This is a genomic window from Nonomuraea antri (assembly GCF_013283785.1).
Classification (GTDB): domain Bacteria; phylum Actinomycetota; class Actinomycetes; order Streptosporangiales; family Streptosporangiaceae; genus Nonomuraea; species Nonomuraea antri.
Map to the genome: position 1 here is coordinate 48341 of NZ_JABCPZ010000007.1, position 13500 is coordinate 61840.

Here is a 13500-nt window from a genome sequence, read left to right on the forward strand (position 1 = left end):
GTCCCGATAGCAAAGTGATATCACTTTTCGGGTGCGCGGGGAAGGCCCGATCGCGCGCGATCAGGCGGGCGGGGGAGGGGTCACGTCCTGAGCATGGCGGCCAGGGCCTGCGCGGCGACCTGGCAGCAGAGCGCGGTGCCGCCGAACGTGGCGACGTGCACCGCGCCGGGGCGTTCGCCGCCGGGCACGCCGAGCTCGACCACGATCGCGTCGGGACGGCCGGCCAGCACCCGGTCCACGGCCGCGGTGAGGCGGGCGTCCCGGTAGGCGGTGCGCAGCACCAGGACGAGCGGACGCCCGGCGCCCGCGTCGACCGCCTGGCGCAGTTCGGCGTCGCCGGGCGCGTCGAGTCTGACCGCGGTCGTGCCGGGGACGAGCGCGGACAGCGGCGCGCCCAGGCCCCACGGGGTGGCCGGGTCGATCGCCAGGTTGGTGGGGGCGTCCAGTTCGATGACGTGCGGCACGCCCGGCGCGGTGAGCGCGGTGTTGATCGTGATGCTGAGCGCGCTGCGTGCGGCCGTGACGGCGGCATGAGCGTCGCCTTCCCCGGCGGGGGCGCCCGGGTGCCCGGCGGACCAGGCCGACAGGGCGCGGACGCGTCCCGCTGCCTCGGCCAGGCGCTCCTCGGGCAGCACGCCGTCGGCGACGGCGGCCATGATGCTGTTGCGCAGCAGCCCGACCACGCCCGGCGTGGCGTTCTCCCCGCCCACGCAGATGGCGTCGGCCCCGGCCGCCAGGGCGCGCACGGCGGTGCCGCCGAGCCCGTAGGTCGCCGACACGGCGGGCATCTCGATGCCGTCGGTCACGATCAGCCCGTCGAAGCCGAGTTCCTCGCGCAGCAGCCCGGTCATGAGACGGGCGCTGATCGTGGCGGGGGAGCCGGCGTCGTAGGCGGGCACGAGGAGGTGGCCGGTCATGATCGCGCGCACGCCCGCGGCGATGGCCGCGCGGTAGGGGAGCAGCGCGGTCGCGGCCAGCTCTGCCGCGGACAGCTCGACGGTCGGCAGCGCGTCGTGCGAGTCGACGGCGGTGGCGCCGTGGCCGGGGAAGTGCTTGGCGCAGCCGGCGACGCCGGCCGACTGCAGGCCGCTCACCCAGGCGGCGGTGTGGCGGGCGACCAGCTCGGGGTCCGAGCCGAACGCCCGGGTGCCGACGACCGGATTGTGCAGCGCGGAGTCGATGTCGACCACGGGCGCGTAGTTGAGGTTGAGTCCCACTTCGGCCAGGTCGCGGCCGATGCCCCGGGCGACGGCCTCGGTCAGCGCGGGCTCGTCGGCCGCGCCGAGCGCCAGGTTGCCGGGGCGCGAGCTGCCGCTGAAGGCCTCCAGACGTGTGACGTCGCCGCCCTCCTCGTCGAGGGCGATGATGACGTCCGGGTTTTCTGCCCGAATTGCGGCCGTAAGTAGCTGTATCTGTCCCTTTTCCGCCAAATTTCGCGAATAGAGGGCTATGCCGCCGAGGCCGGTCGCGAGGCGCTTTCTGACCCAATCAGGCAGGGTCGTGCCCTTGAATCCGGGTTGGAGCACGGTGTCGGCAAGCTCGGCCAGGACGGGGCTCCCGAGGTTCCGGGCGCTTACCGACGACGTCATGCGAAGTCCTTGTCTGTGGTCATCACCTGTGTATAGCATCAAACCCTGCAAATAAATAGGAAACTTTCCTAAGAGTTTTGTGGTGCAACGCCGCGCGCTGATCCGCGGCCCAGGGGGACGGTAAGAATGGACACGGCGCGGGCTCATGACGCGGTCATGTCGAGAGCACAGGAGCGCCTGTGGTTCCTCGACCGGCTCGCGAGCGGGGGCTCCTCCTACAACATCGCGGTCGCGGAACGGTTCACCGGACCGCTCGACGCCGCCGCCCTGCAAGGCGCCTTCACCGACCTGGTCGCCAGGCACGAGGCCCTGCGCACGGTGTTCCCCGAGTCCGGCGGCCGGCCCTCGGCCCGCGTGCGTCCGGCCGGGCCCGTCACCGTCGAGCGGCTCGACGCCACCGAGGACCGGCTGCCCGAACTGCTCGCCGAGCGCTCGAACCGCCCGTTCGACCTGGCAGAGGGCCCGCTGCTCCGGCTGAGCCTGCTGCGGCTCGGCCCCGCCGACCACGTCCTGCTGCTGGTGCTGCACCACATCATCGGCGACGCCTGGTCGCTGGAGCGGATCCTGTTCCCCGAGCTGTCCGCCCGTTACGCGGCCCACCTCGCCGGCGACCCGGCGCCGATGCCCGGGCAGGCGCGGCCGTACTCCGACTACGCCCGCCGCCAGCGCGAGCGCGACCACGACGCCGACCTCGACTTCTGGAGCGCCGACCTGGCCGGCGTGCCCGCGCTCGACCTGCCGCTCGACCGGCCGCGACCGGCCGCCCCCAGCGGCGCCGGCGGCCTGGTCATCCACCGGATGCCCATCGAGCTGTGGGAAGGGGTGCGCGAGCTGGCCAGGGCCGAGCGGTGCACGCCGTTCATGGTGATGCTGGCCGCCTACCAGACGCTGATGTCGCGCTACTCCGGCCAGGACGACTTCTGCGTCGGCGTGCCGATCGCCGGCCGCGAGGAGGTCGACGACGAACAGGTCTTCGGCCCGTTCGTCAACACCCTCGCGCTGCGCGCCGACCTGGACGGCGACCCGACCGTACGCGACCTGGTCAAGCGGGTGCGCCGCAGGGTGCTGCGGTCGTTCGGGCACCGGGAGGTGCCCTTCGACGAGGTGGTCGGCGCGCTGCGCAGGCGCGGCGACGACGGGCAGCTCGTGCAGACCATGCTGAACCTGGACAACCCCGAAGAGGGCCTGGCCAACGGCACCGGGTCGCTCAACCTGACCGGGCTCGACCGCGTGCCCGTGGTCTCCGGCCTGGCTCCGGCCAAGTTCGACCTGGCCGTGGACGTCATCGTCTACCCGGCCCACCTGCAGTTCATCCTCACCTACAGCAGCGAGCTGTTCGAGCCCGCCACCGTCGAGCGGATGGCCGGCCACCTGCGCCGCCTGCTGGAGGAGATGGTGGCGCGGCCCGGCGCCCGGCTGTCCGAGCTGGACATGCTCACCGCCGAGGAGTTCGCGCTCGTCCTGCCCGACCGGCTGGACGGGCTGATCGCCCAGCAGACCGCGCGCACCCCTGACGCGCCCGCCGTCGTCACCGGCGCGGGCGTGCTCACCTATGCCGAGCTCGACCGGCGCGCGGCGCTGCTGGCCGCCGAGCTCGATCTGCCTCCCGGCTCGCTGGTGGGGGTTCGCCTGCGAGCCGGGACGGAGGCCATGGTCGCGCTGCTGGCCGTGCTCAAGGCCGGCGCCGCCTACGTGCCGATCGACCCGTTCCAGCCCGAAGCCAGGACCCAGGTCATGCTGGACGGCTGCGCCGCGGTGATCTCCGAGGACGGGATCACCCGCCTGCCCGGACGGGCGATCGAGGCCGGCGCCGCGTACGTGATCTACACCTCGGGCTCGACCGGGGTGCCGAAGGGCGTCGTGGTCGAGCATCGCACCGCCGCCCGGCTGGCCGCCTCCTTCCGCGACGCGCACGGGTTCGGCCCCGGCCAGCGGGTGCTCATGGTGCCGCCGCTGAGCTTCGACGCCTCGGTCGGCGACATCTTCCCCGCGCTCATCAGCGGCGCCGCGCTCGTCCTGCACCCGGACCCGGCCTCGCTCAGCGGCCCCGAGGTCCTGCGGCTCTGCGCCGACCTGGGCATCACCATGATCGACACGGCCAGCGCGCTCTGGCAGCAGTGGGTGGAGGACCTGTCAGGGCTCGGCCAGGCCGACATCGGGCCGCTGACCACGATGATGGTCGGCGGCGAGAGCGTGCCGATCGAGCGGCTGCGCGCCTGGGCCGAGCTGACCGGCGGCAAGGTGGCCTTCTACAACCACTACGGGCCCACCGAGGCCACGGTGTGCGCGACCGTCTACCGCACGATCGACGGCGGCGAACTGCCCGGCCGCACCCACCTGCCGATCGGGCACGCCCTGCCGCACGTGCGCGCCTACGTCCTGGACCGGCACGGCAACCCGGCGCCGATCGGCGTGCCCGGCGAGCTCCACCTCGGCGGCGAGTGCGTGGCCAGGGGCTACCTCGGACGGCCCGAGCAGACCGCCGAACGCTTCCTGTCCGACCCGTTCCTGCCCGGCGCCACCAGGTACGCCACCGGCGACCTGGTACGCCGCCACCCCGACGGAACACTCGACTTCCTCGGCCGCATCGACAGGCAGCTCAAGATCAACGGCGTGCGGATCGAGCCGGGCGAGGTGGAGAGCGCCTGCCTGGCACACCCCGGGGTGCGCGAGTGCGTGGTGACCGCCGTCGGCGGCCGCCTGGTCGCCTACCTCGTCGGAACCCCGCCGACCACGCTGAGCACGGCCGAGCTGCGCGGCTTCCTGGCCGACCGGCTGCCGCCCGCCATGGTGCCGACGGCGGCCGTCATGCTGGAGTCCGTCCCGCTGACCCCGCACGGCAAGGTCGACTTCCGCGCGCTGCCCGAGCCGGACGTCGCGTCCGTGCCGTACGAGAGCCCCAAGACCGCCACCGAGCAGGCCGTCGCGGACGTGTGGGCCGAGGTGCTGGGCGGCCGGGCCGGACGCTTCGACAACTTCTTCGACCTCGGCGGCCACTCGCTGCTCACGCCGCGCACGGTCACCAGGCTGGCCGAGGTGACCGGGGTCGAGGTGCCGCTGGCCACCTTCTTCGCCTGCGCGGACCTGGCCGAACTGGCCGCCGCCATCGACGGCCGGGCCCCGGCCGCGCCACCCGACCTGTACGGCGACGCCGTCCTGCCCGCGGACTTCGCCGTCGGCGCGGGACGGGTGCCGGCCCAGCTCCGGCGGGTCCTGCTCACCGGCGCGACCGGCTTCCTCGGCGCCCACCTGCTGGCCGACCTCATGACCCGCACCCAGGCCACCGTCCACTGCCTGGTCAGGGGCGCCGACCCGGGCGAGCGGATCAGGCGCAACCTGGCGGCACACGGGCTGTGGCGGGAGGACTTCGCGGCCAGGATCGTCCCGGTTCCCGGTGACCTGAGCCGTGAGCTGCCCGGCCTGCCGTCCGAGCTGGACCTGATCCTGCACAACGGCGGGGCCGTCGACTTCACCCGTCCCTACGCCCGGCTGAAGCCCGCCAACGTGGACGGCACGCTGGCGATACTCCGCCTGGCCGCCCGCACGGCGACGCCCGTGCACCTGGTCTCGACGCTCGGCGTGTACCTGACGCCGGGGGAACGGGTGGTGCGCGAAGGCGACCTGCTGCCCGACCCCGGGCACCTGCACCTGGGCTACGACCAGAGCAAATGGGTGGCCGACCGGCTCGCGGCGGCGGCCAGGGAGACCGGGCTGCCGGTGGCGATCCACCGCCCGGCCAGGATCTCCGGCGACAGCCGCACCGGACGCTCGGTCAAGGACGACTTCCTGGCCAGATTCTTCGCCACCTGCGCGCAGCTCGGATCGGTGCCGGCCGGCGAACACCTGGACATGGCGCCCGTCGACCACGTCGCCGCCGCCATCGGCCACCTGGCCAGGTCCGGCGCCGAGGGCGACTTCCACTACCACAACCCGCGCACGCTGGGCTCGGCCGAGCTCGCGCGCGGGCTGACCGAGCGCGGCATCCGGGTGCGCCTGGAGCCCGCCGACGCCTGGCGGGCCGAGGTGCGCCGCCGGCTGGCCGCGGGCGAGGAGCTGCCGCTGGCCGCCTTCCCCGCCTACTTCGCCGAGTACGGCGACGAGCGCGGCCCGAGCTTCGACTGCTCGGCCACCGCGTCCGTGCTGGCCGCGGCCGGGCTCGTCTGCCCGCCCGCGGACACCCTGCTCGGCGCCTACCTGGACGACCTGATCGACGCCGGTGTGCTGCAAGGAGCCCTTCGTGCCTAGAACGTTCACGGTGATCTGGTCGTCCCAGCTCCTGTCGATCATCACCTCCAGCGTCACCGGGTTCGTCCTGGGCGTCTGGGTCTTCCAGCGGACCGGCTCGGCCACCCAGTTCGTGACGATCACGCTCTGCGCGATCCTGCCCGAGGTGCTGTTCGCGCCGCTGGCGGGCTCGCTGGCCGACCGGTGGGACAGGCGCAAGCTGATGATGGGGGCCGACCTGGGCGCCGCCCTGACCACCGGCGCGCTGGCCCTGCTGCTCGTCACGGGCGAGCCGCAGGTCTGGCACATCTACCTCATCACCGCCGTCGGCGCGGTCTTCGGCACCGCGCAGATGGCGGCCTACCACTCGATGATGCCGCTGCTCGTGCCGAAGGAGCAGCTCGGCAGGGCCAACGGCATGATGCAGGTGGCCGACGCCGTCCGCATCGCCGCGCCGCTGCTGGCGGGCACGCTGCTGGTGGGCGTCGGCATGACCGGCGTGGTCGTCATCGACCTGGTGGCTTTCCTGGTCTCGCGCGTGGTGCTGCACCTGGTGCCGCTGCCGAGCGCGGTGACCAGGCCGGGCGAGGGCAGGCCGGCCGAGCCGTGGCTGCGCGACCTGGCCTTCGGCATCAGGTACCTGCGGGCCAGGCAGGGGTTGCTCTGGCTGGTCGGGCTGCTGGCCGCGTACAACCTGTTCTTCGGCATGGCGGGCGTGCTCGTCCAGCCGCTGATCCTCTCCTTCGGCTCGGCCGCCGTGCTCGGCGCGCTCATGGCCGCGGGCGGGGCGGGCGTGTTCGTCGGCGGCCTGGTGCTGAGCGCCTGGGGCGGGCCCAAGCAGCGGGTGCGCGGCCTGCTCGGCTTCATGGCCGCGGGCGGCGCGCTGCTCGCCGCGCACAGCCTCAGCCCGTCGGCCGCGCTGATCGCCGTGGTCGCGCCCGCCTTCCTGTTCACGCTGCCGTTCGTCCAGGGGACCGGAATCACGATCCTCCAGCTCAAGACCCCACCGGACGAGCTGGGCCGGGTGCTCAGCACGGTCCGGATGGTCACCCAGGCCGCGACCGTGCTCACCTACCTGGCCGCGGGCCCGCTCGCCGACCAGGTGTTCGAACCGATGCTGGCGCCCGGCGGCCTGCTGGCCGGCAGCGTCGGCGAGCTGATCGGCACCGGGCCCGGCCGCGGCATCGCCCTGATCTTCATCATCGCCGGCGCCGGGCTGCTCGTGCTCGCGCCGTTGGCCTATCTCCAGCCCCGCCTGCGGCGGGTGGAGACGGAACTACCCGACATCGAGGAGCCCTCCGATGCCGCTGTATCTCGATCCTGACGCACTACACACCTTCCGCGATCTCAACCAAGGCCCGGGCGCCATGCTCGACCTGATCGGCGCCATGGCCTTCCGCGCCGCGGGGACGGCCCAGCGGCTCGGCCTGTTCGAGGTCGTCGCCGCCGGACCCATGAGCGCCGCGGCGCTGGCCGGGAAACTCGGCGTCCCCGAGCAGCCACTGACCGTCCTGCTCGACGCGCTCACCGGCTTCGGCTACCTGGAGCGGACCGGCGAACAGTACGCCGCCGGACCCGCGGCCAGCCCGTGGCTCGACAGGAACGCCGGCGGCGGGTTCGCGCCCGCGCTGGCCGTCTGGCACGACCTGATCGGCGAGCTGTGGACCGGCCTGGAGCACGCGGTACGCACCGGCCGGCCGCGCGAGCCCTACTACCCGTGGCTGGAACGGCGGCCCGGCACCCTGCGCGACTTCCAGACCATGCTCGCAGGACTGGCCTGGATGCTCGCCCCCGCCGTGGTCAAGGCGGCGCCGCCGGTGCGCGGCAGCCTGCTGGACATCGGGGGCGGTCACGCGATCTACAGCCTCGCCTTCTGCCGGGCCGCCGCCGACCTGACCGCCACCGTCGTGGACCTGCCAGGCGCGCTGGAGCAGGGCCGCGCGCACGTGGCGGACGCCGGTCTGGCCGACCGGGTCCGGCTGGTGCCCGGTGACCTGGCCGACCCCATCGAGGGTCGGCACGACGCGGTGCTGCTGTTCAACGTCGTCCACGGTCTCGACCCCTCGGCCAACGCCGACCTGTTCGAGCGGGTCTTCGCCGCGCTGCGCCCCGGCGGCGTGGTGCTCGTCCTGGAGCCCTTCGCCGACCCGCCGGCCGGGACCGGCGGGCACGACGCGGCCTTCCTCGGCGGTTTCAGCCTCAACCTGGCCGCCACTCAGGGCGGGCGGCTCTACGCCTTCGACGAGGTCGCCGGATGGGCGTCCGCGGCGGGACTGACCGGACTCGAACGGCTCGCGCTCGACGCGCCCAGCACCGACGAACTGCTCGTGGCCAGGCGGGAGGCGCAGTGAAGATCGCAATCGTGGGCGCCGGGCCCGCGGGCAGCCTGCTCGCCTGCTACCTGGCCAAGGGCGGCCACCGCGTGGACGTCTACGAGCGGCGCTCCGACCCCCGCGGCCACGACGACGCCGAGGGCCGCTCGATCAACCTCGGCCTGTCGGCCCGCGGCGTGCGCGCGCTGACGGACGTCGGCCTCATGTCCGAGATCTGGCCGCTGACCGTGCCGATGCGCGGCAGGGCCGTGCACACGCCCGACGGGCACGTGTCGTTCCACCCGTACGGCACCAGGCAGGAGGAGATCCTGCACTCGATCCGCCGCCGCGACCTGGTCGTCAGCCTGATCAGGCACGCGAGCGCGGCCGGTGTCACCTTCCACTTCGACACCCCGCTCACCGACCTGCCGGAAGGGGACGCGGTCGTCGGCGCCGACGGCGCGTTCTCCACGGTCAGGACGCTGATGCAGCGCACCGTCAGGGCCGACTTCCGCCAGGAGTTCCTGCCCTGGGGGTACAAGGAGCTGACCATCCCGCGCGTGCCCTCGCACCACGAGGCGCTGCACGTGTGGCCGGGCGGCGACGACGGCCTCATCGTCACCCACCCCAACCTGGACGGCTCCGCCACCGCGACGCTGTTCCTGCCCTACGAGCGGTTCGCCGAGATCACCGACCCCGAGGCGTTCTTCGCCCGCCGCTTCCCCGACGCCCTCGATCTCATCCCCGACCTGGCCAAGGAGTACGCCGAGCGGCCCGTGGGGCACCTCGTCTCGGTCCGCACCGCGCCCTGGCACCACGAGGGGCGGATCGTGCTCATCGGCGACGCCGCCCACGCCGTCTACCCCTTCTACGGCCAGGGCATGAACTCCGCGCTGGAGGACTGCACCGTGCTCGACGCCTGCGTGGCCGAGCACGGCGACGACCTGGCCGCCGCCTTCGCCGAGTTCGAGCGCCGCCGCCGTCCGCACACCGACGTGCTGGACGAGCTGTCCAGGCAGAACTTCGTCGAGCTGCGCGAGCGGGTGCGCTCGCCGCTGCACGCCGCGCGCAAGCGCGCCGACCTCATGCTGGCCCGGGCCTTCCCCGGCCGCTGGGTCCCCCTCTACACGATGGTCTCCCACACCACCACGCCCTACGCCGACGCGCTCGCCCGAGCCGAGCGGCAGGACGCCGTCCTTCGCTGGGCCGCCCTGGGCGGCGCCGGGCTCGCCGCGATCGCCATGCTCGCCAGGAAGGTCCGCTAAGAACCATGCTCACGGATCACACCGACCCCTCACGTGTGCTGATCGAACTGTCCGACCTCGACGGCGACGACGAGATCGTCAAGTTGTACGGCGAACCGCTGCGTCACATCGTGACCTGGGCGCGTACGTACCTGACCCGCCCGCATCCCGAACTCGGCAGGAAGGGACCCGTGTGTCCCTACGCCCAGACCTCGCTCGACAAGGGCACCTTCTACCTGGCCGTCTGCCGCGGTGAGCCGACGGTGGCCGACCTGACCGGCCTGCTGGCCGGATACCGCGCGTGGTTCCAGCGGCTGGTCAGCCCCGAGGGGGTGTCGCCGCAGTTCCGCACGATCCTGGTCCTGGTGCCCGACCTGCCCGACGACGAGGCCGCGGCGGTGATCGACGCGGCCCAGCTCGAGTTGAAGACCGACTACGTCCGGGCCGGCCTGATGATCGGCGAGTTCTACCCGGGGCCGCCGCCCAAGGCCGGGCTGTGGAACACCGACTTCAGGCCGCTGGGCAGCCCGGTGCCGCTGCTGGCGATCAGGCACATGGTGGCCAGCGACTTCCCGTTCCTGAAGGACGACCCGGAGCAGACCGCCGCCTATCTGGAGCGCTTCGGCGACCGCCCGCCGGCCGTGCTCAGGGAGGCGATAGCCGCCGTCCGGCCGGGCTGACCGGCCGCACCGCCGGGGCCGTCACATCGCGCCGCCGCCGTCCGACGAGGACGGCGGCGGCGCTTTCGCATTCCCGGCCGGCCGCCGACAGTGCGTTTCTGGATTGTTACCGGAAACAACAAACTCCGGACCTGGAGGGTCTTCCAAAGCAGGCCGCAGCGGAATACGTTGCCGCAAACAACATTCATCCGGGCCCCTCCGGAAGAAAGGACCCTGCACCATGCGCAAGGGGATCCTCAGCATGACCGCCGCGGCAGCCGCGCTCGCCCTCGGTCTCACCGCCTGCGGGGGCGAAAGCGGTCAGACCACGTCGACGTCCTCCGCCTCAGCATCCGCCTCCCAGCCGGCGCAGAAGGCCGGGAAGATCGGCGTCATCCTGCCCGACAGCAAGTCCTCGGCCAGGTGGGAGACGGCGGACCGCAAGTTCCTCCAGGAGGCGTTCACGGCCGCCGGCGTGGAGTACGACATCCAGAACGCCCAGAACGACAAGAACGCCTTCCAGACCATCGCCGACCAGATGATCACCAACGGGGCCACCGTCCTGATGATCGTCAACCTGGACAGCGGCAGCGGCAAGGCCGTCATCGACAAGGCCAAGTCCCAGGGCGTGGCCGTCATCGACTACGACCGGCTCACCCTCGGCGGCGGCGCCGCCTACTACGTGAGCTTCGACAACACCAAGGTCGGCACCCTGCAGGGCGAGGGCCTGAGCAAGTGCCTGACCGACAAGAAGGCGGACAAGCCCATCGTCGCCTACCTGAACGGCTCGCCCACCGACAACAACGCGACCCTGTTCAAGGCCGGCTACGACGGCGTGCTCAAGCCCAAGTTCGACGCCGGCGAGTACGTCAAGGGCCCCGACCAGGACGTGCCCGAGTGGGACAACACCCAGGCCGGGACGATCTTCGAGCAGATGCTCACCAGCGAGCCGAAGATCGCCGGCGTGCTGGCCGCCAACGACGGGCTCGGCAACGCCGCCATCACCGTGCTGAAGAAGAACAAGCTCAACGGCAAGGTGCCCGTCACCGGCCAGGACGCCACCGTCCAGGGCCTGCAGAACATCCTGGCCGGCGACCAGTGCATGACGGTCTACAAGGCGGTCAAGAAGGAGGCCGAGGCCGGGGCCAAGCTCGCCGTGGCGCTGGCCAAGGGCGAGAAGCCGGCCGCGAGCGGGACCGTCAAGGACACCACCACCAACCAGGACGTCCCCGCCGAACTCCTCGAACCGCAGGCGATCTTCTTCGACAACGTCAAGGACGTCGTCGCGGACGGCTACGTCACCAAGGAGGAACTGTGCACGGGTGACTTCGCCGAGAAGTGCACCGAGGCCGGAATCCAGTGAAAAATGGGGTGCGGCCGGCGCCACGGGCGCGGGCCGTGCCCTCCTTTAGGGAGCCCCATGACCCCCCTTCTTGAAGTGCGTGGGATCGACAAGAGCTTCGGCCCGGTGAAGGTCCTGCACGACGTGGCGTTCTCCGCCTACGCCGGCGAGGTCACCGCCCTCGTCGGCGACAACGGCGCGGGCAAGTCGACGCTGGTCAAGTGCGTCGGCGGCATCCACCCGATCGACGCCGGCCAGATCTTCTTCGACGGCAGGGAAGTGCACGTGCACGGCCCGCGCGACGCCGGCGAGCTGGGCATCGAGATCGTCTACCAGGACCTCGCGCTCTGCGACAACCTCGACATCGTCCAGAACATGTTCCTCGGCAGGGAGCGCAAGCGCGGCGTCCTGCTCGACGAGGAGACGATGGAGGAGCTGGCCGAGAAGACGCTCAGCAGCCTGTCGGTGCGCACCGTGAAGTCCATCAGGCAGCAGGTGTCGAGCCTGTCGGGCGGGCAGCGGCAGACCGTCGCCATCGCCAAGGCCGTGCTGTGGAACAGCAAGGTCGTCATACTCGACGAGCCCACCGCCGCGCTCGGCGTCGCCCAGACCGCGCAGGTGCTGGAGCTGGTGCGCAGGCTGGCCGACACGGGGCTGGCCGTGGTGCTCATCTCGCACAACATGAACGACGTCTTCGCCGTCTCCGACCGGATCGCGGCGCTCTATCTCGGCAGGATGGCCGCCCAGGTCAGGACCGCCGACGTGACGCACGCGCAGGTCGTCGAACTGATCACATCCGGCCGCAGCGGAGACCTCGGCCTCAAGAACGGGGTCGCCCGTGAGCAAGGTTAAGGAACTGCCCGGCGAGGCCATCGTCGCCGCGACGGCCGCACCGTCCATCTCCAACAGCTTCTCCGCCTACGTGCAGCGGGTGCGCGGCGGCGACGTGGGCGCGCTGCCCGCCCAGCTCGGCCTCATCGCGCTGTGCACGGTGTTCGGCTTCGCCAACCAGAACTTCCTCACCCCGATCAACTTCGCCAACCTGTTCACCCAGGGCGCCGCGATCACCGTGATCGCCATGGGCCTGGTGTTCGTGCTGCTGCTCGGCGAGATCGACCTGTCGGCCGGCTTCGCCAGCGGCGTGTGCGCGGCCGTGCTCGCCGTCTCGCTGACCAACCTGGGCCTGCCCTGGTACACGGCCGTGCTCGCGGCGATACTCACCGGCACGATCATCGGTGTGGTGCTCGGCTCGCTGGTGGCCAAGCTGGGCATCCCGTCGTTCGTGGTGACCCTGGCCATGTTCCTGGCCTTCCAGGGCGTGCTCCTCATGCTGGTCAAGGAGGGCACGAACATCTCGGTCAGAGACGAGGTCATCGTCGCCATCGCGACCAGGAACCTGCCGCCGATGCTCGGCTGGGGGCTGTTCGCCGTCTGCGTGGCGGTCTTCGCGGCCGTCCAGCTCATGCGGGCCTCGAGCCGGGCCAGGCGCGGCCTGACCGCCGACCCGTTGTGGCTGATCGCCGTCCGGGTGGGCTCGCTGGTCTCGCTCGGCGGCTTCACGGTCTACGTGCTCAACCTGGAGCGCAGCCGCAACCCGGCGCTGGTCTCGCTGACCGGCGTGCCGATCGTGGTGCCCATCGTGCTCGCACTGCTGATCTTCTGGACGCTGGTGCTGCGCCGCACCTCGTTCGGCCGCCACATCTACGCGGTCGGCGGCAACGCCGAGGCCGCCCGCCGGGCCGGCATCGGCGTGGACCGGATCAAGATCAGCGCGTTCGTGATCTGCTCCACGATGGCCGCCGTCGGCGGGATCATCGCCGCCTCCCGGGCCAGCTCGGTCGACCCGAACACGGGCGGCGGCCCGGTGCTGCTGTACGCGGTCGGCGCGGCGGTCATCGGCGGCACCAGCCTGTTCGGCGGCAAGGGCCGGGTGCTCGACGCGGTGCTCGGCGGCGCCGTGGTGGCCGTGATCGAGAACGGCATGGGTTTGATGGGGTACGGATCCAGCGTGAAATACCTGGTCACCGGCTTCGTCCTGCTGCTGGCCGCGGGTGTCGACGCCCTGGCGCGCAAGCGGGCGGCGGCCGCTGGTCTAAGGTGATCAGCGACTTCCAGCCCTTTAAGGAAACC

General features: G+C 72.1%; 9 protein-coding genes. 8 read left to right on the forward strand and 1 reads right to left on the reverse strand.

Features of this window, described 5'->3' with window-relative positions; genetic code table 11:
* Nucleotides 1-80: 80 nt before the first annotated feature.
* A complete protein-coding gene (locus HII36_RS03905; RefSeq protein WP_173521630.1) occupies nt 81-1589 on the reverse strand; it encodes a glycoside hydrolase family 3 protein in 1509 nt (502 codons plus the stop codon).
* Nucleotides 1590-1745: 156 nt separating this feature from the next.
* Here HII36_RS03905 and HII36_RS03910 point away from each other — a divergent pair, with 156 nt between their 5' ends.
* From HII36_RS03910 to HII36_RS03945, 8 genes are all read left to right on the forward strand, one after another.
* Nucleotides 1746-5834 carry a non-ribosomal peptide synthetase gene (locus HII36_RS03910; protein ID WP_173521631.1) on the forward strand — a complete coding sequence of 1363 codons (4089 nt, stop codon included), beginning with the start codon at nt 1746-1748 and terminating at the stop codon, nt 5832-5834.
* Nucleotides 5827-7137 (forward strand): MFS transporter, encoded by a 1311-nt coding sequence (locus HII36_RS03915; RefSeq protein WP_173521632.1) that lies wholly within the window; start codon nt 5827-5829, stop codon nt 7135-7137. Before HII36_RS03910 ends, HII36_RS03915 begins: the two co-directional genes overlap by 8 nt.
* A complete protein-coding gene (locus HII36_RS03920) occupies nt 7115-8164 on the forward strand; it encodes a class I SAM-dependent methyltransferase (RefSeq protein ID WP_173521633.1) in 1050 nt (349 codons plus the stop codon). The genes HII36_RS03915 and HII36_RS03920 overlap by 23 nt, the downstream gene beginning before the upstream one ends.
* A complete protein-coding gene (locus HII36_RS03925; protein ID WP_328807577.1) occupies nt 8161-9390 on the forward strand; it encodes an FAD-dependent oxidoreductase in 1230 nt (409 codons plus the stop codon). Before HII36_RS03920 ends, HII36_RS03925 begins: the two co-directional genes overlap by 4 nt.
* A gap of 5 nt (nt 9391-9395) precedes the next feature.
* A complete protein-coding gene (locus HII36_RS03930) occupies nt 9396-10049 on the forward strand; it encodes a DUF6875 domain-containing protein (protein ID WP_173521635.1) in 654 nt (217 codons plus the stop codon).
* A 220-nt stretch (nt 10050-10269) separates the two neighbouring features.
* Nucleotides 10270-11391, forward strand: a complete 1122-nt coding sequence (locus tag HII36_RS03935) for a sugar ABC transporter substrate-binding protein (RefSeq protein ID WP_173521636.1) — start codon at nt 10270-10272, stop codon at nt 11389-11391.
* Between the two features lie 57 nt (nt 11392-11448).
* Entirely contained in the window at nt 11449-12222 is a 774-nt protein-coding gene (locus HII36_RS03940) for an ATP-binding cassette domain-containing protein (protein ID WP_173521637.1), read from the forward strand.
* On the forward strand, nt 12209-13471 hold the full coding sequence (locus HII36_RS03945; RefSeq protein ID WP_173521638.1) for a sugar ABC transporter permease: 1263 nt from the start codon (nt 12209-12211) through the stop codon (nt 13469-13471). Before HII36_RS03940 ends, HII36_RS03945 begins: the two co-directional genes overlap by 14 nt.
* Nucleotides 13472-13500: the final 29 nt, after the last annotated feature.